The sequence below is a fragment of the Methylocella sp. CPCC 101449 genome (genome assembly GCF_031921685.1).
Lineage (GTDB): Bacteria > Pseudomonadota > Alphaproteobacteria > Rhizobiales > Beijerinckiaceae > Terripilifer.
This window is the reverse complement of sequence record NZ_JAPDHU010000002.1, coordinates 93,579-117,150: the sequence shown is the minus strand read 5'-3', so window position 1 is coordinate 117,150 and position 23,572 is coordinate 93,579. Positions and strand designations below refer to the sequence as shown.

21 protein-coding genes are annotated in these 23,572 nt (G+C 61.4%); 8 read left to right on the top strand and 13 right to left on the bottom strand.

Going from position 1 to position 23,572, the window contains the following annotated elements:
- Positions 1 to 9: 9 nt before the first annotated feature.
- The gene (gene ssb, locus OIM99_RS11205) at positions 10 to 516 is read right to left on the bottom strand and encodes a single-stranded DNA-binding protein (protein WP_311850493.1); all 507 of its coding nucleotides are present in this window, start codon (positions 514 to 516) and stop codon (positions 10 to 12) included.
- Positions 517 to 1,042: 526 nt separating this feature from the next.
- Here ssb and uvrA point away from each other — a divergent pair.
- Both uvrA and OIM99_RS11195 read left to right on the top strand, forming a co-directional pair.
- Positions 1,043 to 3,940: an excinuclease ABC subunit UvrA gene (gene uvrA / locus OIM99_RS11200; protein WP_311852252.1), complete on the top strand. Its 2,898-nt coding sequence runs from the start codon at positions 1,043 to 1,045 to the stop codon at positions 3,938 to 3,940.
- 117 nt (positions 3,941 to 4,057) lie between these two features.
- A complete protein-coding gene (locus OIM99_RS11195; RefSeq protein WP_311850492.1) occupies positions 4,058 to 5,392 on the top strand; it encodes a hypothetical protein in 1,335 nt (444 codons plus the stop codon).
- Here OIM99_RS11195 and OIM99_RS11190 read toward each other — a convergent pair.
- The 4 genes from OIM99_RS11190 to OIM99_RS11175 form a co-directional block, all read right to left on the bottom strand.
- Positions 5,389 to 5,625: a hypothetical protein gene (locus tag OIM99_RS11190; protein ID WP_311850491.1), complete on the bottom strand. Its 237-nt coding sequence runs from the start codon at positions 5,623 to 5,625 to the stop codon at positions 5,389 to 5,391. The two genes, OIM99_RS11195 and OIM99_RS11190, sit on opposite strands and share 4 nt — an antisense overlap.
- A gap of 117 nt (positions 5,626 to 5,742) precedes the next feature.
- Entirely contained in the window at positions 5,743 to 6,798 is a 1,056-nt protein-coding gene (locus OIM99_RS11185; protein WP_311850490.1) for a 2-oxoacid:ferredoxin oxidoreductase subunit beta, read from the bottom strand.
- Positions 6,795 to 8,618: a 2-oxoacid:acceptor oxidoreductase subunit alpha gene (locus tag OIM99_RS11180; RefSeq protein ID WP_311850489.1), complete on the bottom strand. Its 1,824-nt coding sequence runs from the start codon at positions 8,616 to 8,618 to the stop codon at positions 6,795 to 6,797. The genes OIM99_RS11185 and OIM99_RS11180 overlap by 4 nt, the downstream gene beginning before the upstream one ends.
- Positions 8,600 to 10,384, bottom strand: coding sequence for an FAD-dependent oxidoreductase (locus OIM99_RS11175; RefSeq protein ID WP_311850488.1), 1,785 nt, complete (start codon positions 10,382 to 10,384; stop codon positions 8,600 to 8,602). The genes OIM99_RS11180 and OIM99_RS11175 overlap by 19 nt, the downstream gene beginning before the upstream one ends.
- Before the next feature lie 403 nt (positions 10,385 to 10,787).
- Between OIM99_RS11175 and OIM99_RS11170 the strand changes: the two genes are divergently transcribed.
- Positions 10,788 to 11,777 (top strand): tripartite tricarboxylate transporter substrate binding protein, encoded by a 990-nt coding sequence (locus tag OIM99_RS11170; protein WP_311850487.1) that lies wholly within the window; start codon positions 10,788 to 10,790, stop codon positions 11,775 to 11,777.
- A gap of 6 nt (positions 11,778 to 11,783) precedes the next feature.
- On the opposite strand, the gene OIM99_RS11165 is transcribed toward OIM99_RS11170, so the two are convergent.
- The 4 genes from OIM99_RS11165 to OIM99_RS11150 all read right to left on the bottom strand — a co-directional run bounded on the left by OIM99_RS11165 (position 11,784) and on the right by OIM99_RS11150 (position 14,165).
- Complete coding sequence (locus tag OIM99_RS11165; RefSeq protein WP_311850486.1) at positions 11,784 to 12,305, bottom strand: MarR family transcriptional regulator; 522 nt, start codon at positions 12,303 to 12,305, stop codon at positions 11,784 to 11,786.
- Positions 12,306 to 12,431: 126 nt separating this feature from the next.
- The gene (gene cysQ, locus OIM99_RS11160) at positions 12,432 to 13,199 is read right to left on the bottom strand and encodes a 3'(2'),5'-bisphosphate nucleotidase CysQ (protein ID WP_311850485.1); all 768 of its coding nucleotides are present in this window, start codon (positions 13,197 to 13,199) and stop codon (positions 12,432 to 12,434) included.
- Between the two features lie 97 nt (positions 13,200 to 13,296).
- A complete protein-coding gene (locus OIM99_RS11155) occupies positions 13,297 to 13,566 on the bottom strand; it encodes a hypothetical protein (protein WP_311850484.1) in 270 nt (89 codons plus the stop codon).
- Positions 13,563 to 14,165, bottom strand: coding sequence for a VOC family protein (locus OIM99_RS11150; protein WP_311850483.1), 603 nt, complete (start codon positions 14,163 to 14,165; stop codon positions 13,563 to 13,565). Before OIM99_RS11150 ends, OIM99_RS11155 begins: the two co-directional genes overlap by 4 nt.
- A 94-nt stretch (positions 14,166 to 14,259) precedes the next feature.
- Here OIM99_RS11150 and OIM99_RS11145 point away from each other — a divergent pair, with 94 nt between their 5' ends.
- Positions 14,260 to 14,982 (top strand): TetR/AcrR family transcriptional regulator, encoded by a 723-nt coding sequence (locus tag OIM99_RS11145; protein ID WP_311850482.1) that lies wholly within the window; start codon positions 14,260 to 14,262, stop codon positions 14,980 to 14,982.
- A gap of 21 nt (positions 14,983 to 15,003) precedes the next feature.
- Complete coding sequence (locus tag OIM99_RS11140; RefSeq protein ID WP_311850481.1) at positions 15,004 to 16,242, top strand: hypothetical protein; 1,239 nt, start codon at positions 15,004 to 15,006, stop codon at positions 16,240 to 16,242.
- A 13-nt stretch (positions 16,243 to 16,255) separates the two neighbouring features.
- On the opposite strand, the gene OIM99_RS11135 is transcribed toward OIM99_RS11140, so the two are convergent.
- Together OIM99_RS11135 and OIM99_RS11130 are read right to left on the bottom strand one after the other, a co-directional pair.
- Positions 16,256 to 17,251: an extradiol ring-cleavage dioxygenase gene (locus OIM99_RS11135; RefSeq protein WP_311850480.1), complete on the bottom strand. Its 996-nt coding sequence runs from the start codon at positions 17,249 to 17,251 to the stop codon at positions 16,256 to 16,258.
- 151 nt (positions 17,252 to 17,402) lie between these two features.
- Positions 17,403 to 18,014, bottom strand: coding sequence for an isochorismatase family cysteine hydrolase (locus tag OIM99_RS11130; RefSeq protein ID WP_311850479.1), 612 nt, complete (start codon positions 18,012 to 18,014; stop codon positions 17,403 to 17,405).
- Between the two features lie 100 nt (positions 18,015 to 18,114).
- Here OIM99_RS11130 and leuC point away from each other — a divergent pair, with 100 nt between their 5' ends.
- Together leuC and leuD are read left to right on the top strand one after the other, a co-directional pair.
- Positions 18,115 to 19,527 carry a 3-isopropylmalate dehydratase large subunit gene (gene leuC / locus OIM99_RS11125; RefSeq protein WP_311850478.1) on the top strand — a complete coding sequence of 471 codons (1,413 nt, stop codon included), beginning with the start codon at positions 18,115 to 18,117 and terminating at the stop codon, positions 19,525 to 19,527.
- The gene (gene leuD, locus OIM99_RS11120) at positions 19,524 to 20,144 is read left to right on the top strand and encodes a 3-isopropylmalate dehydratase small subunit (RefSeq protein ID WP_311850477.1); all 621 of its coding nucleotides are present in this window, start codon (positions 19,524 to 19,526) and stop codon (positions 20,142 to 20,144) included. Before leuC ends, leuD begins: the two co-directional genes overlap by 4 nt.
- Before the next feature lie 97 nt (positions 20,145 to 20,241).
- Here leuD and OIM99_RS11115 read toward each other — a convergent pair whose 3' ends face one another.
- The gene (locus tag OIM99_RS11115) at positions 20,242 to 21,015 is read right to left on the bottom strand and encodes a hypothetical protein (RefSeq protein ID WP_311850476.1); all 774 of its coding nucleotides are present in this window, start codon (positions 21,013 to 21,015) and stop codon (positions 20,242 to 20,244) included.
- Positions 21,016 to 21,034: 19 nt separating this feature from the next.
- Entirely contained in the window at positions 21,035 to 22,234 is a 1,200-nt protein-coding gene (locus OIM99_RS11110; protein ID WP_311850475.1) for an NAD(P)/FAD-dependent oxidoreductase, read from the bottom strand.
- Positions 22,235 to 22,335: 101 nt separating this feature from the next.
- Here OIM99_RS11110 and OIM99_RS11105 point away from each other — a divergent pair, with 101 nt between their 5' ends.
- Complete coding sequence (locus OIM99_RS11105; RefSeq protein WP_311850474.1) at positions 22,336 to 23,337, top strand: ABC transporter substrate-binding protein; 1,002 nt, start codon at positions 22,336 to 22,338, stop codon at positions 23,335 to 23,337.
- Positions 23,338 to 23,572: the final 235 nt, after the last annotated feature.

Here is a 23,572-nt window from a genome sequence, read left to right as displayed (position 1 = left end):
AACGGGCGACTAGAACGGAATGTCGTCGTCGATCGGCGCCGGAGCGCGGCTGCCGCCACCACCGCCACCGCCGCCCGAGGAGACGCGGCGCTGTTCCATCGGCGAGGAACGGCCGAAATCGCCGCCGCTGCCGCCGCCATAAGAACCGCCGCCTTCGCTGTCGCGACGGCTGTCGAGCAAGGTCAACTCACCGCGGAAACGTTGCAGCACGACTTCCGTCGACTTGCGCTGATTGCCGTCCTTGTCGGTGTATTCGCGGGTCTGCAATTGGCCCTCGAGATAAACCTTCGTGCCCTTCTTGCAATATTGCTCGGCGATCTTGCCCAGGGCCTCATTGAAAATGACGATGTTGTGCCATTCGGTCCGGTCCTTGCGCTCGCCGGTGGCTTTGTCGCGCCAGGATTCCGTCGTGGCGATGGAAAAATTGACGACCGGATCTCCATTGCCGGTGCGCCGCACTTCCGGATCACGGCCAAGATTGCCGATCAGAATGACCTTGTTGACGCTGCCCGCCATAACGCTCTCCATTGCCTAGGTCACGACGATGTGGATCTCGGGCGATCCAAAGTCATGAAACTCATCTGCTCGTATCATCGGAACGGGGCATCAATCGGCTCAAGCCTTCGCATCCCGCTCCCGGCGGCGCCGTTCAACGGCCCGCCATAAACCCCTGTCGTAAACTGTCCGGGGGCCGGCCGTGAGCGCCGCCTGGATGCCGAAGCCCGTTGTCCACAGCGCTCGACAGTTCCGGATCAATGTTCTATATTTGTTCTAGTCTATTCGTATCCGCGTTGCAAGCACTGACAGAAACGAGCACCTATATAGGGAAGCTTGTGAATATCTGGGCCGCGACTTTGGATGCGACATGGCATTGCCCAAGCTGCAGCCTACATTCACGGAACCCTATCCGCCGGACCGCCCCATGAAAGACGCTAAGCCGCGCGCCAAAACCGCGCGCAGCCCGAAATCCCAATCGGCTGCCCCTGCTGCCAAAACACCGTCCCTGCCCGGCCTCGGCCGAACAGTGGCCGCTCCCGTTGACATGCGCTCGATCACCGTGCGCGGCGCGCGCGAGCACAATCTCAAGAACGTCGACCTGACCATTCCGCGCGACAAGCTGGTGGTGTTCACCGGTCTGTCGGGCTCGGGCAAGTCGTCGCTCGCCTTCGACACGATCTATGCCGAGGGCCAACGGCGTTATGTGGAATCGTTGTCGGCCTATGCCCGGCAATTCCTGGAGATGATGCAGAAGCCGGACGTCGACCAGATCGACGGCCTGTCGCCCGCTATTTCCATCGAACAGAAGACCACGTCGAAGAATCCGCGCTCCACCGTCGGCACGGTGACCGAGATTCACGATTATATGCGTCTGCTGTGGGCGCGCGTCGGCATTCCCTATTCGCCGGCGACGGGCCTGCCGATCGAAAGCCAGACGGTGAGCCAGATGGTCGACCGGGTGCTGGCGCTGCCGGAAAAATCGCGGCTCTATCTGCTGGCGCCGGTGGTACGGGGACGCAAGGGCGAATTCCGCAAGGAGATCGCCGAATATATGAAGCGCGGCTTCCAGCGCCTCAAAGTCAACGGCACCTATTACGAGATCGCCGACGCGCCGACGCTCGACAAGAAGTTCAAGCACGAGATCGACGTGGTGGTGGACCGCATCGTCGTGCGGCCGGACATTGCCGCGCGCCTGGCCGAATCCATCGAAACGGCGCTGGAACTCGCCGACGGTATCGCCGTGGTCGAATTCGCCGACGAGAAGGACGCCAAGGGCGAGCCGAAGCGCATCCTGTTCTCGTCGAAATTCGCCTGTCCGGTCTCCGGCTTCACCATCCCCGAGATCGAACCGCGGCTGTTCTCGTTCAACAATCCCTTTGGTGCCTGCCCGGTCTGTTCCGGCCTCGGCTTCGAACAGAAGATCGATTCCGATCTGGTGGTGCCGGACGGCAAGGTGACGTTGCGCAAGGGTGCCATCGCGCCCTGGGCCAAGTCGTCATCGCCTTATTATCTCCAGACCCTGGAAGCGCTGAGCAAGCACTACAAGTTCCGCCTCGACGAGCCGTGGGACAATCTGTCGAAGAAGGCGCGCGACGTCATCCTGTTCGGCTCAGGCGAAGACGAGGTCAAATTCGCCTATGACGACGGGCTGCGTTCCTATCAGGTGAAGAAGCCGTTCGAAGGCGTGGTGCGCAATCTGGAGCGCCGCTATCTCGAAACCGAAAGCGAATGGGCGCGCGAGGAAATCGGCCGCTACATGGCCGACACGCCGTGCGCGGCCTGCGAAGGCCATCGCCTAAAACCGGAAGCGCTCGCCGTGAAGATCGACGGCAAGCATATCGGCGAGATCGCCCAGCTCTCCGTGCGCCATGCGGCGCAATGGGCCATGGACCTGCCGCAGCATCTCGACAAAAAGCGCAACGAGATCGCCGGGCGCATCCTCAAGGAAATCCGCGAACGGCTGATCTTCCTGGTCGACGTCGGTCTCGACTATCTGACTTTGGCGCGCAACGCGGGCTCGCTGTCGGGCGGCGAGAGCCAGCGCATTCGCCTGGCCTCGCAGATCGGCTCAGGCCTGACGGGCGTGCTCTATGTGCTCGACGAACCGTCGATCGGCCTGCATCAGCGCGACAATGCACGACTGCTCGACACGTTGCGCCGACTGCGCGACCTCGGCAATACGGTCATCGTCGTCGAACATGACGAGGACGCCATTCTGACGGCCGACTATGTGGTCGATGTCGGCCCAGGCGCTGGCATCCATGGCGGCCGCATCGTCTCGGAAGGCACGCCCGAGCACATCCTCAACGATCCAAAATCGCTGACCGGCGATTATCTCACCGGCCGCAAATCGGTGATGGTGCCCCGCGCAAGGCGTAAGCCGCAGCCGGGGCGCAAGCTGAAAGTGGTCGGCGCGCGCGGCAACAATCTGAAGAATGTCGATGCGGAAATCCCGCTCGGCACGTTCACCTGCATCACCGGCGTGTCTGGCGGCGGCAAGTCGACTTTGATCATCGACACGCTGTACAAAGCCGTGGCGCGCAAGCTCAACGGCGCGCTGGAACATCCGGCGCCGCATGACAAAATCGAGGGCATCGAACATCTCGACAAGGTGATCGACATCGACCAGTCGCCGATCGGGCGCACGCCGCGTTCCAATCCGGCAACCTATACGGGCGCCTTCACGCCGATCCGCGAATGGTTCGCCGGCCTGCCGGAAGCCAAGGCGCGCGGCTATCAGCCGGGCCGCTTCTCCTTCAACGTCAAGGGCGGGCGCTGCGAAGCCTGCCAGGGCGACGGCGTCATCAAGATCGAAATGCACTTCCTGCCCGACGTCTATGTCACCTGCGACGTGTGCAAGGGCAAGCGCTACGATCGCGAGACCCTGGAAGTGAAATATCGCGAGCGCAGCATCGCCGACGTGCTCGACATGACCGTCGAGGAAGCCCGCCAGGTGTTCAAGGCGGTGCCGACGATCCGCGAGAAGATGGAGACCTTGGCACGCGTCGGCCTCGATTATATTAAGGTCGGCCAGCAGGCGACGACGCTCTCGGGCGGCGAAGCGCAACGCGTCAAACTATCGAAGGAATTGTCGCGCCGCTCGACCGGACGCACGCTCTATATCCTCGACGAGCCGACCACCGGCCTGCATTTCCACGACGTCAAGAAACTTCTGGAAGTGCTGCACGAGCTGGTCGATCAGGGCAATACGGTCGTTGTCATCGAGCACAATCTCGAAGTGATCAAGACGGCCGACTGGGTGATCGACCTTGGTCCCGAGGGCGGCGACGGCGGCGGCGAAATCGTCGCCACCGGCCCGCCCGAGGATATCGTCAAGAATCCGCGTTCGCACACCGGCCGGTTCCTCAAGGAGGTGCTGGCGCGCCGGCCCATCGCGGCCGCTGAGAAGAACGAGAAGGTGAGCAAGCAGGCGGCGGAGTAAGCGCCGCCTGCCCTTCGCGTGGGCCACGCCCAACATTGAAATGCCGCGTGAAACAGCGCAGGTTCCGACTCAAAAAGACGCGTCTTCGGTCGCGCCACGAAGAGTTGGGAGGACAGCATGTTTGCCGGCACGTTCAAATCTGGCCTGATCGGCCTCGTCGCAACCTTTGCCGCGCCCTTGGGTGCCAGTGTCGCGTTGGCAAAGAGCCATCCGGTCTATTATCCCCTCGGCCCGGCCAAGGGCGTCTACTACAAGCCCGATCAGGGCACCGCGCGCGTCGGCGTGCTGGTGATGCATCGAACGGTCAATTTCCTTTCGCACCCCGCCTGCACCGAACTCCCCAAGCGCGGCTTTGCCGTGCTGTGCATGAACTCGCGGTTCGACAACAATGAAGTGCGTGTCGTCTGGGAACAGACGGCGCTCGATGTCAAAGCCGGCGTTGAATTCCTCAAGCGACAGCCGGGCATAGAGAAGGTGCTCTTGTTTGGCCACAGCGGCGGCGCGCCGACAATGGCGTTCTATCAGGCGGTCGCCGAGAACGGCGTCGGTTTCTGCAAGGACCCGCAGCGGCTGACGAAATGTGGTGACGAACTTACAAACCTGCCGCCAGCCGATGGCCTCGTCTTCGCCGATGCCCACCCCGGCTATCCGATGACGACCTTGCGCGGCTTCAACGGATCGGTCATCAACGAGGAGACCGGCGAGATCGACCCTTCGCTCGATCCCTTCGATCCCAAGAACGGCTACAATCCCAACGGCCGCTCGATCTATTCGGAAGATTTCCAGAAGCGCTATTTCATTGCCCAATCAACGCGCATGAACAAGCTCATCGACAAGGCGCTGGCGATCAAGGCGCGCATGGCGGAGGGCAAATATCTCACCCGCGACAACGATATTTTCGTCGTGCCCATGGCCGGCAATCCGGTGGGCGGACCAGGCGGCACTGGCTCGCTGCATGTGCTCGACCCGCAGATCGCCAGCATCATGAGCACGGTGCGGCCGGAGAAATTGCTGCGCAACGACGGGACGATCGAAACCAGGATCATCGCCTCGGTGGCCGCACCCGATCCGCGTTCGCGCGAAACCAACCGTGCCTTCGATACCGGCACGAAGGTCTACAGCATCAATTCGTTCCTCAGCGCCAATGCCATCCGCTCGACCAATTCGCTCGATGGCATCGACCAGTGTTCAAGCAACAATTCGACGGTCTGCGCTGTTCGCGTGATCAGCGTTCCGCAGATGTATGCGGCCATGGGCGGCGCCAATTTCGTGCGCGACAACGAAATGACCTTCGACGAGGCCAAGACCAAGGACAAGGATTATGTGGTCATCGAGGGCGCGACGCACGGGTTCACGCCCTGCACGGCCTGTGAGACCACCAAGGGCCAGTATTCGAATACGATGAGAAACCTGTTCGACTATGTGGCGAAGTGGATCAATGCGCGTTTCTAGCGGGCGTAGTCGGGATCGCCGGGCTGCGCATAGGCGCTCGAACCGAAAAAAGCGACCGGCCCGTAGTGGGCATGCGCCGGCTTCGGCCGCGACGGACGTGGCGTATCGCGGATCACGATATATTGGCCTTGCACACCCTGGCCCTGGGCCGTCGCACGGGGGGTGGCATGCATGGCAAAAGCGGTCGACATGCCGACCAGGCACAGGACCGCTGCCGTGACGAGAGCATTCATGTCAGATGCCTTCAAACATTTGGAACAACCGGCGGCTAAGCTGTCGCTTGAATGTCAAAAACCTGACATGCAATCGTAGCTAAAAGATGGAAGCCAGCCCCCAACCGGCGGAATCTGCTATCGCAGCCCCGCGTTGATCTTGTCCAGTGCCGCGCTGCCCGGCACCAGATCGGCATCGTTCAGGCGGTTCAACGGCTTCAATACCGTGTTGAGATTGGCGTGCAGATCATCCGGCTCGTCGTCGAGGAAGATGAGACCAGTGGCGATCTCGCCGCGCGACTGCACCCGGTGCAGCGCGTTGATGGCAGCGCCCCGGTCGCGCACGTCGTGGTCCGCGGCAAGCTTGTGCAGCTTGATCGTCGAGCCGTCGTGCAGTTTCACCTCTTCCACCGTGCCCGGCGCATAATCGGCAGTGATCGGCGCCTGGCCGGTGATGAAATCGAGCGTGTTGAGCGCCGCATTATGAGCGCGCACATAGTCGAAACTCTTGGTCGAGCCGTCGTGATTGTTGAAGGCAACACAGGGCGAGATGCAATCGATGAAGGCCGCGCCCTTATGTTCGATGGCCGCCTTGATCAGCGGTACGAGCTGGCCCTTGTCACCGGAGAAAGAGCGCGCCACGAAAGTCGCACCTAGCTGCAGCGCCATCGCGACGAGATCGATCGGCGAATCCGTATTGGCGACACCCTTTTTGCTCTTCGAACCCTTGTCGGAGGTCGCCGAGAACTGGCCTTTGGTGAGGCCGTAAACGCCATTGTTCTCGACGATATAGACCATGTTGACGCCGCGCCTGATGGCGTGGGCGAACTGGCCGAAGCCGATGGAGGCGCTGTCACCGTCGCCCGACACGCCAAGATAAAGCAATTCACGATTCGCCATATTGGCGCCGGTGAGCACCGAGGGCATGCGCCCGTGCACGGTGTTGAAGCCATGCGACTGGCCAAGAAAATAGGTCGGCGTCTTCGACGAACAGCCGATGCCTGAGAGCTTGGCAACCCGGTGCGGCTCGATGGCGAGTTCGAAACAGGCCTTGATGATCGCACCAGAGATCGAGTCATGGCCGCAACCAGCGCAGAGTGTCGAAATCGGCCCTTCATAATCGCGATGGGTGAAGCCCAGCGAATTGGTCTCGATATCGGGATGATGAAATTTCGGCTTGGGCAGATAGGTCACGGGATCGCCCTCTCCTTGATCTGATTGACGGCTTCGCCGATCGCCTTGTCGATGAAGCGGGCGGTGATCGGATTGCCGTCGTAATGCACGATGGGCATGAGCTGCGCCGGATCGATGCCGCATTCGACCAGGAGCAAGGTGCGCAATTGCCCATCCTTGTTCTGCTCGACCACGAAGACGCGTTCATGGGCGGCGATAAAGTCGGTCACCTCGCGCGAGAACGGGAAACCGCGCACGCGCAGAAGATCGAGATGGATGCCGCGCGCCGCCAGCATGGCGGCCGCCTCATTCATCGCTGGCGCTGTGGAGCCATAATAAATGACGCCGAGATCCGTCTTGCGGCTGGCCGGCCGCGCTACGGGCGCCGGCACGAGCCCTTTCGCCGTGTCGAACTTTTTGGCCAGTCGCTCCATATTGTCGATATAATCTGGTCCCTCTTCCGAATAGCGCGCATAGCGATCCTTGGTGGTGCCGCGCGTGAAGTAGGCGCCGCGCTTGGGATGGGTGCCGGGCAAGGTGCGATAAGGAATGCCGTCGCCATCGACATCGAGATAACGGCCGAATTCCTTGCCGGCTTCCAGCTCCTGCGCGGTCATCACCTTGCCGCGATCGAGCTGGCGTTTGTCGTCCCATTTGAACGGCGCGCACAAGCGATGGTTGGAGCCGATATCGAGATCGAGCATGACGAAGATCGGCGTCTGCAATCGATCGGAGAGATCGAAGGCAAGAGCGCCGAATTCGAAGGCCTCATAGGGGTCTTCGGGGAACAGCAACACGTGCTTGGTGTCGCCATGGGAGGCATAGGCGCAGGATAAGACGTCCGATTGCTGCGTGCGCGTCGGAATGCCTGTCGAAGGCCCGCCACGCTGCACGTCGAACAGGACGACAGGGATTTCGGCGAAATAGGCCAACCCCAAAAATTCCTGCATCAGCGAAATGCCGGGACCGGACGTAGCGGTAAAGGCGCGCGCGCCGTTCCAGCCCGCGCCCACCACCATGCCGATGGAGGCAAGCTCATCCTCGGCCTGGACGATGGCGAATTTGTTCTGGCCGGTATCCTTATCGACGCGCAGCCGCTTGCAATAGCCCATGAAGAACTCGGCCAAAGAGGTCGAGGGCGTGATGGGATACCAGGCGCACACACTGGCGCCGCCATAGACCGCGCCAAGCGCCGCCGCCTGATTGCCTTCCACGAAAATGCGATCGCCTACATTGTCCGCCCGGCGCACCCGCAAGCCGATCGGGCATTCGAAATGCGCCAGCGCGTAATCTCGGCCCAGATGCAGGGCCTCATGATTGGGCGCGATCAGCTTTTCCTTGCCCTTGAACTGTTCGTCGATCAGCTTCTCGACCTCGGCGAAATCGATATCGAGCAAAGCCGCCAGTGCGCCGACATAAACGATGTTCTTGAATAATTGGCGCTGGCGCGCGTCCGTGTAGCGCTTGTTGCAGATTTCCGTGAGGGGCACACCGATGATGGTGAGGTCGTCGCGGAATTGCGACTTCGGGATCGGCCGCGAGGAATCATAGAAAATATAGCCGCCCGGTTCGATGCCGGCGATATCGTCGGCCCAGGTCTGCGGGTTCATCGCGACGAGCAGATCGGTGCCGCCGCGTGCGCCGAGATTACCGGCTTCGCTGACCCGAACCTCATACCAGGTCGGCAGCCCCTGGATGTTGGAAGGGAAGATGTTGCGCGGCGTGACCGGCACACCCATGCGGATGATGGAACGGGCAAAGAGCTGGTTGGCGCTTGCCGATCCCGAACCGTTGACGTTGGCAAAACGGACGACGAAATCGTTTACGCTCTGGATCGGCATGATGGCCCTGCGTGTGTCATTTCAAGATAGAATTTCTGCATATCCCACGCGCCGGTGGGGCAGCGCTCGGCGCATAGGCCACAATGCAGACAGACGTCTTCGTCCTTCACCATCACACGATGGGTCTTAAGCGAACCGGAGACGTAGAGATCCTGCGACGTATTGGGCGCCGGCGCGTTGAGCCAGTGGCGAAGCTCGCCTTCCTCACCATTGGTGGTGAAGGTGATGCAGTCCATCGGACAAATATCGACGCAGGCATCGCACTCAATGCAGAGCTTGTCGGTGAACACCGTCTGCGCGTCGCAATTGAGGCAGCGCTGAGCTTCGGCAAAGCCAAGTTTCACATCGAAGCCAAGTTCGACCTCGGTGCGAATGTCCTTCAGCGCAATCTCGGCATCCTTCAGCGGCACTTTGTAGCGCAGGTCGTTAGCGACCGCGTTGTCATAGCTCCACTCATGGATGCCCATTTTCTGACTGACGAGATTGGTCAGCGGCGACGGCCGCTGCTCGATGTCCTCGTCATGGAGCATCTTGTCGATCGACACCGCCGCCTCATGGCCATGGGCGACGGCGGTGATGATGTTCTTCGGGCCGAACGCCGCATCACCACCGAAGAACAGGCCTTTCACCGTCGATTGATAGGTGACGGGATCGACCACTGGCATGCCCCAGTGATCGAAAGCAATGCCGATGTCCTTTTCGATCCAGGGGAAGGCATTCTCCTGCCCCACAGCCATCAGTACGTCATCGCACTCGATCACCATGTCCGGCTCGCCGGTCGCCACCAGATCGCGCCGGCCCTTGGCATCGCGCACCGCCTTCACCTTTTCAAAGACGACGCCGGTGAGCCGGCCGCCCGCATGGTTGAAGGCTTTCGGCACCAGATAGTTCATGATGGGGATGCCTTCATGCATGGCATCCTCCTTCTCCCAGGGCGAGGCTTTCATCTCCTCGAAGCCCGAGCGCACGACGACCTTCACATCCTCGCCGCCGAGACGACGGGACGAGCGGCAGCAGTCCATGGCCGTGTTGCCGCCACCGAGCACGATGACCCGCTTGCCGATCTTGTCGATATGGCCAAAGGAAACACTCGACAGCCAGTCGATGCCGATATGGATATTGGCGGCAGCCTCCTGGCGGCCCGGCACGTCGAGATCGCGCCCGCGCGGCGCGCCGGTGCCGACGAAAACGGCGTCATAGCCCTCGTCCAGGATCGCCTTAAGGCTGTCGATCCGCTTGTGGCGGAAGGTGACGCCGAGATCGAGCACATAGCCGACCTCCTCGTCGATCACCGTTTCCGGCAGACGGAATTTCGGGATCTGCGTGCGCATGAAACCGCCGGCCTTCGGATCCTGATCGAAGACCGTCACGTCATAGCCGAGCGGCGCGAGATCGCGCGCCACCGTCAGCGATGCTGGGCCGGCGCCGATGCAGGCGATGCGCTTGCCATTCTTCTTCGCTGGCTGGGGCATCAGCCCGCGCACGTCGCTTTTATAGTCGGCGGCGACGCGCTTGAGCCGGCAGATGGCGACCGGCTCTTCCTCGACACGGCCGCGGCGGCAGGCCGGCTCGCAGGGCCGGTCGCAGGTGCGTCCCAAAATGCCGGGGAAGACGTTCGACTTCCAGTTGATCATATAGGCGTCGGAGTAACGGCCTGCGGCAATCAACCGAATATATTCGGGGACTGGCGTGTGGGCTGGACAGGCCCATTGGCAATCGACGACCTTGTGAAAGTAGGCGGGATCCGTGATTTCGGTAGGCTTCACGCTTCACCTTTTATCGCCGTCCCCAGCCGCTTTTGTTAGTTGTTTAAATTGTCATCAAAACGGTCACGGCGCAGTTTTTGTTTGAGAATCTTTCCCGCCGAACAGGTGCGCGACGGGTTGTCGCAGGGTGTTCCAAGCCCTGGGCACAGTCAAGGCAAGGGGTTGGGCAAGGCCCATCCAGGGCGCCCCTCCACGATCACATTTGCTTCAAGAGTCTCGATTGTTCGTGATGTTGCGATGCGGGATGAAGCGCGATTGACGGGTGCCCTGCCCCGGTAGCGTTTCACAAGACGCATCCAAATAAGAGGATCTAAGCAAAATCACGTTTCTACCGAAACGTGATTTGCTCTAGTAATCATCGTCGCAGGTGGAAGAACCACCGCATCATAACGAGGGAGGAAACATGTCATCCGCGCGCCTGACGAAACGCGTCTTTGCCTTCGCCGCCAGCCTGGTCGGCTTTGCCGCCATGGGCTTCCTGCCGGCGGCTGCCCAACCAGCCGCCTGGCCGCAGCGCGCGGTCAAATTCATCGTTCCCTTCGGCGGCGGCGCTGGCGCTGACATCAGCGCCCGATTGGTGGCAGAGCGACTGCAACAGCGCTGGGGCAAGCCGGTCATCATCGAGAACCGGCCCGGCGGCGATGGCCTGGTGGCGATCAGCGCTTTCATGAGCGCCAATGACGATCACGTGCTGATGTACGCGTCCACCGGTTCGTTCACGGTGCATCCGTTCCAGTACGACAAGCTGCCCTACGATTTCAAAGCCGACATGCTGCCCATCGCGCAGGTCACCAATACGATCCTGGCCATCGGCGTGCCGGCGGAGTCGAAGATCACCAGCCTGAAAGAGATGGTCGCCCAGATGAAGGCCGCGCCCGGCAAGTTCAACGTGGCACTGGTCCCGGGCATCACCGAGCTGGTCTTCGACGGCTTCGTCAAGAAGGAAGACGTGTCGGTGACGAAAGTGCCGTATCGCAACATCGTCGAAGGGGTCAACGATCTGTCCGTCGGCCGCCTGCAGATGATGATGGCCGCCTATGCCATCCTGCAACCGGGCATCGAGGGCAAGACCGTGCGTCCGCTGGCGGTTGCCGGCCGCGATCGCTTCTCCGGCGCGCCGGATCTGCCGACGGCGCGCGAAGCCGGCGTGCCCTCGCTGGAGATGGAAGGTCTGGTCGGTCTCTTGGGTCCGAAGATGATGCCGCTCGAACTGCGCGAGCGGATCGGCAATGAAGTGGTGGATGTGATCAAGGATCCGGCCATCGCAGCGAAACTGGTGGCGACCGGCCAGGCCGTCAATCCAGGCGGCGCCCGGGCCTTCGCGGCCTCCATCCAGCAGCAGATCGATCAGGTGACCGAGATCGCGAATCTGGTCGGCATGAAGCGCAGATAATCGCGTTTACTCGGCATCGTCCTCGCCGGCCGCGTCGGTCTTCCGCCGCCGCGGTTTCGGCTTGGACGGCTCCGCCGGCTGTTCGGATAGGACGGTCAGAGCCTTGATGAACCCGGCTCTGAGGTCAGCCGGCAGAAGCTGCATGACCCGGCGATGCACGTTGTAGGCGCCGGGAAGCGCCCGGCGGACGGTGGCCGTACCTTTCGGCGTAATGAACAAGGCATCGACACGCTGGTCATGATGCGCGCGCTCGCGGGTGAGCATGCCGCGCTTGACCAGACGATCGACCATGGCGCTCAAGGTGCTGCGGTCGATCCCGACCTTCTGCACGAAATCGATCTGCGCGCAGCCAGGTTCCTGCAAAATCGCCAGCAGAAGCGAGAACTGCGGCGAGGACATTTCGCGGCCGATCTCTTCCACATAGATCGCCGCCGTCCGCTGCTGGGCGCGACGCAGCAGATGGCCGACATTGTAGGACAGGTCGATCTCCTCGTCCTCGATGGACGTTTCACTGGCCCGTCGTTTCATGCGCCGCTCAACCTCATCTGTCTGGCGCCCCCTCTGCCCTGTCGATACTCGCGCCGCGCCGGAGCCAAGGCAAGAATGCCCTTGTTGCGGGCACTTCCTATGAAACGTTGCAAACGCGCCGCCTGATCAATCCCAGATGCTGGTATCGCCTGCGGCGATGAAATCACCATTGGCGAATTTGGCGTCGCGCTTGCCATAGAGAAAGACTGCACCGTCGGGTTCGCGCACGTCACCACCGGCGGCGCGTAGGATCGCATGTCCCGCCGCCGTATCCCATTCCATGGTGCGCCCGGCGCGGACATAGACATCAGCCAAGCCTTCGGCGATCTCGCAGAATTTAAGCGAGGAACCGACCGGCCGGCGCTCGGCGATCGGCAGAGCACTCAACAGCCGTTCCGTCTCCGCGTTCATATGCGACCGGCTGGCCATGGCCACCAGCCCTTTAGCCGGTCGTTGGCGCGCCTTGATGTCACGACGGTGGCGCGCTTGCGCCAGCTTGGCTCCGGCCAGTACATCGGCCGTAACCGCCTTATCGGCGCCCAGCCAAATCTTCCCGAGCGCTGGCGCGAAGATCACGCCCAGAACCGGCATGCGTGCTTCGATGAGCGCGATATTGACGGTGAACTGGCCGTTGCGGGCAATGAAATCCTTGGTGCCGTCAAGCGGATCGACCAGGAGAAACGCCCCATCCACCCGCGGCAGACGACCGGCGGAACAAGCCTCCTCGGCGGCGATCGGGACACCCGGCAGCAAGGTCGCCAGCGCTTTCTCGATCAGCGCTTCCGCCTCGACATCAGCTTGCGTTACCGGGCTGCCGTCGTCCTTGTGCGCGGTGTCAGGCTTTTCGTAGTGGGCGAGGATACAAATCCCGGCCTGCAAGGCGATGTCGGCCATCGCCTCCACCAGCGCCCAATCCCCCGCTCTTCCCCCAACGCTTGCCACCGTCTTGACCCTGTCTTCGGCGCCTCGATTCGCCGATTATGACAGAACATCAGAGCGGCAACACCGGCTCATTGGTCGCAATCAATGACAATTGTTCGGCATCGAAACGGACGATCTTGCCGCACAACCCCGCCGTCAGGCAGCCGAACCAGACCGCTTCGTTGAGGCCGGTATCGCTGCGGCGAATGTCGAGCGCGCCATCGAATTCGACAAAGCGATAGCTACCGCGCACCGGATGCACGGTGACGTTGGGCGCACGGCCCGCCGCTGCGACGAGCGGCGCGAACTCGGGCACGTCAAGAACAAAGAAGCCGGTCATGCCGGATGCAACTCCTGATGAGCGATGACGTGCTCGGCCTTGGCGCGCCAGAGCTGTTCGATATTGCTCCAGCGGCCGGTGTCCTCAAGCTGCATGGCCGTTTCAATCGTCAGACCGGCATCGACGGCATCGGGCGTTTCGACGTCGCGCAGAGTGCGCGCGATTTCCAGCGGGTAGAAATTCGGATCGCGGAAATATATCGACTCGATGACCTCGTGGGTCACCGACTGGCTGACGCGCACGCCATGATCTTCCAACCGCTTCTGCCACGCCAGCAATTCCGTTTCGCTTTCGACACGCCAGGCCGTGTGATTGGCCATGGCCATATAGCCGCGCGGCACCACCAGTTCCGGCGGCTGCTGCGTGCCGATGTAGTAGAAGAAGGCGATCGTGCTTTCGTTGCCGCTGTCGAAGAAGAAATGCAGGAAGTCGGCATGTTCTTCCTTCTCGCGGCCCCAGCCCTTGGCGGTGATGGCATGCACCAGCGGCAGGCCCAGGATGTCGCGATAGAAATGCACGGTCTCGCGCAATTTCCATGTCGGACGGGCGGTGTGATCGACACCATGCAGGCGCGGCGCCGATTGCAGGGACAGGGACATGCGGACCTCCTTGAATGGTGGCTTTACATCCTTCTTTACATCATCGAAGATTATTTTACAATAGCGTCAAATCGCTCCCCTGGACCAACACAGGATGACCGCCGTGCCCCGCAACGCCCAGCCTGCCGCTCCCGCCTCGGTTCCTGCCAGCAAAGCCTTGCTGCGGCAGGCCATTCTGACCGCCGCCTCGCGGCTGTTCGCGGCCAACGGTTTTGCCGGCACGAGCCTGCAGAACATCGCCGACGAGATCGGCGTCACCCGGCCGGCGCTTTATTATTACTTCCGCAGCAAGGACGAGATTCTGGCCTCGCTGGTCGAGGATATCACCATCGGCGCCTTGAAGCGCTCGGCGCAGATCGAGGCACGATCCAGCAATTCGCCGACGGCCAGCTTGCGGCAAATGGTGATGGCGCAAGCGCGCTGGATCATGCAGCATCCGCTCGAATTCCGTGTGCTGCTGCGAACGGAAAACTATCTCTCCGACAAGGCCAAAGCGGTTCAGGATACGGCCAAGCGCGGCATTCTCACCGCTTTCGCCCGCATCATCGAAGCCGGGGTCGCCAAAGGCGAATTCCGCCCGGTCGATCCCCATATGGCAGCGCTGGCCCTGCTCGGCATGTGCAACTGGTCGGCCTTCTGGTTTTCGAGCGATGGCCGCAAGAGCGCCGATGAGATCGCCGAGACCATGGCGGAGATGGCGGTGAACTCCATCCGCCCCGCGCGCGAGAACGGCAAGGATGCAGGCAATCTCTCCGCCCTCCTCGCGCAATGGCGTGAAGACATCGACATTTTCGAGAAGGTTGCGGCCAAGCCGTAAGAAAGAAGTAGAGGGACTCTCATGTCAGAACAAGAAACCGCAGGCTTTCGCAACGCCGGCTGGACGATGCCGCATCTGCCGCCCGGAGCTAGCGTCAGCGTCCATCCGCTCGCCACCGCCGATGGCGCTGCCATCAATGGCTTTCTGTTCCGCGCCGGTCAGTCGGACGTGGTGTTGTGCATCATGCACCCGCGCGAATTCCTGGCGACCCATTATCTGGTGCCGGAACTGCTGGAAGGCGGCTACAACGTTTGGACGCAGACGTCGCGTTCGGTCGGCAACGATCTGCGGCTCGAACATGAGGTCGCTCTCATCGACGTCGCCGCCGGCTTGAATTTCCTGCGCGAGAGCGGCTTCAAGAAAATCATCTTGATCGGTAATTCCGGCGGCTCGAGCCTCTATGCCTTCTACAATCAACAATCGCTGCTGGCGCCGGACCAACGCCTGGCGAAGACCCCCGGCGGACGGCCGGTCAAGCTCGCCAATCTATCCATGCCCGTGGCCGATGGCGTTATCCTGGTGTCGCCTCACCCGGGCCAGGGCATGTTGCTGATGAACGCCATCGACCCGGCCGTCGTCGACGAACGCGATCCCTTGCGCAGTGATCCGACGCTGGATTTCCTCAATCCGGAGAACGGCTATCGCGACGGCCCGAAGGGCTCGCATTATGCGCCGGAATTCGTGACCCGTTACCGCGCCGCCCAGCGTGCGCGCGTGCAGCGACTGGATGAAACGGCGAAAGGCCTGATCGAAGAGCGGCTCGCGGCGCGCAAGCGCGCCAAGGACGGCGGCACGATGGCCGACCGTGTGCGCGGCGCTCATTCCGAGGTGATGACCATTTGGCGCACCGACGCAGAGCTGCGCTGCTGGGATATTTCGCTCGATCCATCTGAACGCGTCGTCGGATCGCTCTGGGGCAAGGACCCGTTCGCGTCCAATTACGGCGCGATGGGCTTTGCCCGCTTCTGCACGCCCGAGGCCTGGCTCTCAACCTGGTCGGGCCTATCATCGCGCGCCAATGTCTATGAGACGGCGAAATCCATCGAGCAGCCCTGCCTGCAGATCGAATATACCGCCGACAATGCGCTGTTTCCGGCCGACGGCGACGCCATCTTCAAAGCCATCCCGTCAAGCACCAAGGAGAAGCTGCGTTTCCACGGCGATCATCACGGCCGCGCGCTCAAGGACGGCGAAACGCCCGGCCGAAAGCTAGCCGGGCGCACCATTCGCCATTGGACGGCCGATCATTTCGGCCGATAGACGGCGAAAAACTCTAGGCGTTATACCAAGCGGCAAAACCCAGGCCGATGCCGGTGCCCGCCGGCGTCCGCCGGGCCGGCACATATTCCGACCATTGGTGCTTGAGGCCCCGGAAGGCACCGCCAGCGGCGATCCAGCAGCGGATTTCCGATGAACCGCTCTTAAGCGCATTGACGGGGATGTTGCGCAGCACGTCCTCGTCGTGATTTTCCAGCGCAGTTAGGATCTGCCGGTCGAGTTCTTCCTCGACGATGAAATGCGACAGGCCGCCCGAGCCGATGACTGCGACGCGCAGATCCATCGGAATGGCTTCCAAGCTCTCCTTCAGCGCCATGCCGAAGTTATAGCAGCGGCGCGGCGTCGGTGCGTTGGGCGGGAAATATGTGTTGAGCATGACCGGCACGATCGGCACTTCCCGTCCGCGGAAGATGCGCTCGGCGACAAAACCATAGGCATGACCGAACCCTAGGGTCTTGGGATCGTCGACGCGCGCCGACGAACCAATGTCGAAATCACGCTCTATCAATTGCTCGATCAGCTTTTCACCCAGCTCCGGATGCGCCGGATAGGAATGCACTTCATCCATCGCATACATAGCGGCGACCGTGTTGCGCCAATGGCCTTCGTCATGCTTGTCGGCTTCATGGGTGAGGATTTCCTTGCCATGGTAGATGGCGATCGCCGGCATGTTGGCTGGTGAGAACAGTTCATAGTGATCATCACCGACGACAATCGCCACATCTGGTTTGATGCGGGCGAAATCATCGGCCAGCCGATCGAGCGCATCCTGCGCTTCCTTGTCCTGACGAACAAAGGTTTCGGTGACCGCGACGTCAGCATAGCGATCCTTCACCGTGGCATTGACGGTATTGTAGTCAACGAAACGGCCATCGATCGTGTTGAGGCCTTTGTTGGCGCGATCGTCGTTGCCGCGCTCGACCCAGCGTTCGCCCGGCAGAGCCAGCAGCGGGCTGTGCGACATGCCGATTCCCAGAACAACTCTTGCCATCGTGACGTCTCCCTAGATTGTCCGCCGTGCGGACCTATCCTTGACCGCAAGACTAACTTTGGCGCTGCCCTGGTTCAAGCTGCGCGTTGCGCTTTGGAATCCTTCAAATCGCGGGCAAATCATCGGGCGTCGGGATCGAAATCATCGCGCGTTACGATTGAAAGGCGGCCAGGGCCTCGCTCACCGTGGCGATTTGGGCCACCGGCCGCAAGGCCTCAATCGACACCTCGTGCACCTGCGGTGAGAATGCCGCGCAGCCATCGGCCAGCACGGTGACGGGAATGTCGCGGACATGGGCATCACGCACGGTCGAGGCGACGCCACCATTGGTGACGATGCCGCCGACGATGAGATGTTCGATACCGATCTTACGCAGCACCCATTCGAGCCGCGTCATGTAAAAGGCCGAATAGGCGACCTTCTCGATCAAGACATCGATGGGCTGCAGTTCGTCAACGACTGCCTGCCCCCAGCTGCCGGGCTGAAAATCGCCCTTGGCGAGGAAAGGACGGATCGCCTTGAGATGCGGCGAGATGATTGGGTCGCCACCGCGCCCGGGCACCAAGGTAAACTGGGTGGCGGCAATGACGCCGCCTTTCGCCCGCAGCGCGGTAGTGAGCGGCGCGAGGCGGGCCGGCAAGGCGGCAATTTCCGGCGACGACTGCCCGCCACGGCCATAGGCTCCCTTTGGATGCAGAAAATCGTTTTGCAAATCGACGATCAAAAGAGCCGTGTTGGCCGGGTCCGCGAATGCTGTTGCCATGGAATGTCCGCCTCGGAGTAACTACATAGAAATTTCGAGTCGTTGACAGCTTAGCGCGAAGCTCGTTTCCGCGTCCTCCATGTCGTGCTAAGGGAGCCCCATGAAAAGCCGCGCGCCCCGCACCATTATCGACAAAATCTGGGATGCCCACACCATCGTCCAGCGCGACGACGGCGATTGCCTGCTTTGGGTGGATCGTCATTTCGTCCACGAAGGCTCCCATCACGGTTTCGGCTATACGAATGCGCGCGGCGCGCAGGTCGCCCGGCCGGACCTGACATTCGCCATGGCCGATCATTATGTGCCGACGCGCTCAGGCGCCGTGCAGCCTGACGATACGCGCCGGATGATCCGGCAGTTGCAGGAGAATGCAGCGCAACATGGCATCACCTGTTTCGGCGAGGGCCATGCCCGGCAAGGCATCGCCCATGTGGTGGCACCAGAACTCGGCATCACCCTGCCCGGCCTGCTGATCGTCTGCGGCGACAGCCACACCTCGACCCACGGCGCGCTAGGTGCCTATGCCTTCGGCATCGGCGCGTCCGAAGTGGCGCATGTGCTGATGACCCAGACTATCTGGCAATCGCGCCCGAAACGCATGCGGCTGCGGATCGACGGCGCGCTGGCCTCCGGTCTTTCGGCGAAGGATATGGCGCTGTCGATCATCTCTCGCATTGGCACCGGCTATGCGCAGGGCTGCGCCATCGAATATGCCGGCAGCGCCGTGCGCGGCTTGTCGGTCGAGGGGCGGCTAACCCTGTGCAACATGTCGATCGAATCCGGCTCACGCCTGGGTCTGATCGCGCCTGATGAGACCACCTTTGCCTGGCTGCGCGGCCGGCCCTATGCGCCGCAAGGGGAGGCTTTTGACGCGGCTGTCGCCGATTGGCGTCAGCTTGCCAGCGACGATGAAGCGGTCTTCGATCGCGAGATCGTGCTCGATGCGCAAGAGATCGCACCGACAGCGACCTGGGGCACGAGCCCGGAACATGCGGCTGCCATCACGGCACGCATTCCCGATCCGGCTTCGGAAGCCGATCCGACCAAAGCGGAAGCGCTGCGTGACGCGCTCGCCTATATGGATCTGAAACCCGGCATGGCGCTCACCGAAATTCCGATCGATCGGGTTTTCATCGGCTCCTGCACCAACAGCCGGATAGAGGATTTGCGCGCCGCTGCCGCCATTCTCGCCGGCCGTCATGCCATTGTGCCTGGCCTCGTCTCGCCGGGCTCGGGCACGGTCAAACGGCAGGCGGAGGAAGAAGGGCTCGATCGCATCTTCACTGCGGCCGGCCTCGAATGGGGCGGCCCCGGCTGTTCCATGTGCGTCGGCATGAATGGCGACGTGGTGCCGGCGGGCGAACGCTGCGCCTCCACCACCAACCGTAATTTCAAAGGTCGCCAGGGCAAAGGCAGCCGCACCCATCTGATGTCGCCCGCCATGGTGGCGGCCGCTGCCGTGACTGGCCACCTGACCGATCCAAGGCTGTTGACGGAGGGGCGCCAGCCATGAAGCCGTTCACCACGCTTGATGCCACGGCCTGCCCGCTCGGTCTCACCAATGTCGATACCGATCAGTTGATCCCGGCGCGCTTCATGCAGACGCCGCGTTCAAAGGGTTATGGCCAGTTTCTGTTTCACGATCTGCGCCGCGACGGCGACGGCAAACTGCGGGACGACTTCCCGCTTAATGACCCGCGCTACGCCACCTGCGGCATTGTCGTCGCGCGCAAGAATTTCGGCTGTGGCTCCTCGCGCGAGGCTGGCGTTTATGTGCTGGTGGATCAAGGCATCACCTGCGTCATCGCGCCAAGCTTCGGCGACATCTTCGCCGCCAATTCGATCAAGAACGGCCTGCTGCCGGCAGTGCTGAGCGAAGCCGACATCGAACTTCTGTTGAGCGAACCAAGCGTGGTCGAAGGACGTGGCATCCGCGTCGATCTCGAACGCCAGCAAATCGTCGCCGGCAACCGCGTCTTCGATTTTGCCATTCGCGCCGACTGGAAGAAGCAATTGCTCAACGGCTGGGACGATGTCGACATGACCCGGTCCTATGCGGCGCAGATCAAGGCGTTCAACGCCGCCGACAGCCAAACGCGCCCTTGGGCGCAGCCGGCGAAACAGGGTTAGAGCGTTTTGCAGTTTGGCGGAATCGCCAAACACCACAAAGACGCGTCAAAACAAAGGTTCTAGGCAAAATTGCGTTTCTGTCGAAACGCAATTTGCTCTAGATCGCCGGCGCGTTCATTCGCTCGCGCCACCATATGCCGTTAAGCCATTTCAGCAAATCGTCGCCCGACGGCTTGCGGCCATCGAGCGCCACCATGTTCGCCCAGATCAATGCGAACATGCAGGACAGCACCGGCGTGCGACCGAGAAACGGCGTGCGTGCAATGGGGCCCAGCGTCGGCATGCCCGTGCCGAGCATGACGATGGCGTCGAGAGAGTCATCCGCGATCGCATCGAGCGCCTGTTGTGCCGCGCCCGAAGGCAGACTGTAGATGGGATGGAAGTTCTCGCCCGCCGCCGCCTGGGACGCCTTGGTTTTAGCCGCCACCGTATAGCCGCGCGACTCCCAATAAGGCGTCGACGCCGCATCGAGATTGCCGTCATAAGGCGAGATCAAGCCGATGCGCTTGGCGCCCAAGGCATCGAGCGCCATGCAGACGGAGGTCGCGGCGGTCATCACCGGAATGCCGAGCTTCGCCGACATGTCGCCGAGCTTTTTATCTTCCGCTTCCTTGCCGACCAGATAGGACATGCCCGTCGTGGCGACAGCGAGAGCGCCGATCGGCGCATTGGCGAACTGGTTCGTATAATTCTGCACAGTAGCAAAGTAATCGACCAGCCGGTCTTCGATCGTCTTTTGCGGGCTGAGCAGACGGGCGTTGAGAAAGGCATAGCCCGGCGGAGTCAGGATCGCATATTCCGGCTCAACGGTGGTGTTGGCTTGCGGCGTCAACACACCGACGACGCCCTTGGGACCATATTCCACGCTCATAGGCCTACTCCGCATACTTTCAGTTGATGGCCGCTGACTGGCGCAAGCTGTCGATCATCGACGACTTAAGAAGATAATCGAGGAGCTGCTCGCGATCGGCGACGATCTTCTGCAGACCGTGCAGCATTTCGAGGCGCCGATCCTGATCCTTCTCGCGCATGCGAGCACGGTTGCGATCGGCCTGAGCCAAAATCTGATCGCGCGCGATCGGCCGGCGCCGACGATCATAGAGATCGAGACGCTCGAGCGGCGCACCCTTGTGCAGCATCTCTTTCAAGGCCTGCACCAGTTCGAAGGCATCGTGCAGGCCGCCATTCAAACCCATACCGCCGGACGGCGAATTGAGATGGGCCGCATCGCCAGCGAGCGCCAACCGGCCGCCGAAATAACGCGGCACGATGCGCTGATGAACGCGATAGTCCCGCTTCTCCCCCAACTCCCAAGCATCGCCACGCGGCAGAATGTCGTCCATGCTTTGGCGCAGGAGCTCGTCGCCGAGCTGTTCCTCAATCGGCAGATCCTCGCGCGGATAGATGGAAACGCGCCAACGGCCGGGCACTTTGAGCAGACTGAAATTCCCGTCCTTCTTCCAGCAGTAGCTGACGTTCGACAGGCCTTCGAGATGATCCTCGAACGGAAACTGCGTCGTCACCAGCAAGGTGATCTCGGGATAGGTTTCACCCTCGAAACTCAAACCCAATGTCCGACGGACGAGACTGCGCGAACCATCGGCGCCAACGGCGAAACGGGCGCGGAAGCTCTCGCTGCCTTTGTCCGTGATCACCTGCACGTCGACATGATCGCCGTTATCAACGACATTTTCGACGCGAGCGCCGAATTCGATTTTCGCCTTCGGCTCGGCCAATAGCTTTGCCAGCAGCACCTGCGACAGCTTCCATTGCTCAACTTGCAGGCGATAAGGATGGCCCGTGTAAGGTGCAAGGACCGACAGATCGAAGACCGCTCGTTCTCCTGTCGGATGCAGGCGGATCTGCCAATCGGGACAAATCAAGCCCTGCGCCAGAAGCTCTTTCGTAACGTCGAGCTGTTCAAGCATGTCCAACGTCGGCGGATGAAACGTCGACGCGCGCAGATCCTGATTGATCTGCGCTTCTGCCTCAAAAACCCGCACGGTGATGCCGGAACGGGCAAGCAGCAGAGCCGTGCACAATCCGACCGGTCCGCCCCCCACGACAATGACTTCGCAATCAACTTCCACGATTTAAACCGGCTCCAGGCGATTGACCTTGTCCTATGATTAGGACAACTTGCCATAGGACGTCAAAGCGCCATTGCCGGCGAATTCACACCGGAGATCAGATGACCAATCGTCGCCAATTGATCCAGGCTTCCGCAGCGCTCGCGGCCACCGCCGTGACCAGCTTTCCGGCCATTGTGCGCGCTCAAGCACGTGAATCTCTCACCATCATGACGCCGTTCGGTTTCATTCCCGATTTCATCGAGCTGATGAATGGGGTTTCGGGCGGTCACTTCGCCGCACAAGGGCTCGACGCCAAACTGCTCGGCGGCCAGGGCACGGCGCAGCCGATCCAACAGCTCATCACCCGGCAGGTCGATTTCATTCGCGCTTCCGGCATCGATATCATGCGCGCCATCGCGACGACGAAAGTGCCGCTGGTCTCGATCGCCACCATGTATCAGGGCTCGACCTTTCACATGATCAGCCTCAAATCGAAGCCGATCGAAAAGGCCGAGGATTTGAAGGGCAAGACCGTCGGCATCGTCTCCGTCTCAGGCACGACCGATGTGTTTCTCGATCTCATCCTCGCGAAAGCCGGCTTGAAGAAGGACGACGTGAAGCGTGAAGTCTCGGGCAACAGCCCTGGCGCCCTGCAGCTTATCAAACAAGGTCGTATCGACTGTTTCATTGCCTCGATCCAGGTGGTCGTGGCGCTGGAGCGGATGAAGGAAGACGTGCTCGCCTGGTCGACCGACCGCTACGCGCCGATGCCGGGCCAGTGCTACATCAGCACCCGCCAGATCGTTGAAGCCCGGCCCGACGTCCTCAAGCGGGCAATGACCGCCATGCGCGCCTCGGTGGACGAGATCATGACCCAGCCGCTGCGGCCGATCTTCGAACGGGCGGCCAAGGATTTCGAAATCCCCGGTATCCGCGACGTCGAAGCCCTGGTCGCCGTGGAAAAGGTGACGGCGGACCGGCTCTGGCTCTCGGAGGGCCGGGAGAACCTGCTGCGCAACGTGCCGAAGCTTTGGAAGAGCGGCGTCGATGCTCTTCGGGCCAATAATATTGGCGATCCGGGCGAGCCGGAGACGCTCTACACGAACCAGTTCGTTTCCTAATTATATCGCTCAACGATATAGTTAGCGCCACTGAGTCGGCCCGCGAAAGGCCGTGAACCGTCGAGGTTCACGGATCCCAACCGGATTATAGAAAAGTTGAGACGCATCGGCCGGACGCGTTTTCGTGCCCTGCGACCGGCAGCGCGAACGTATGATCATAGCAGCCCGCCGCCCGAAAGGAGCGTCATTGTTCTTGAGTAATTTATTATTTATCAATATGATAAGCTGATAGTCC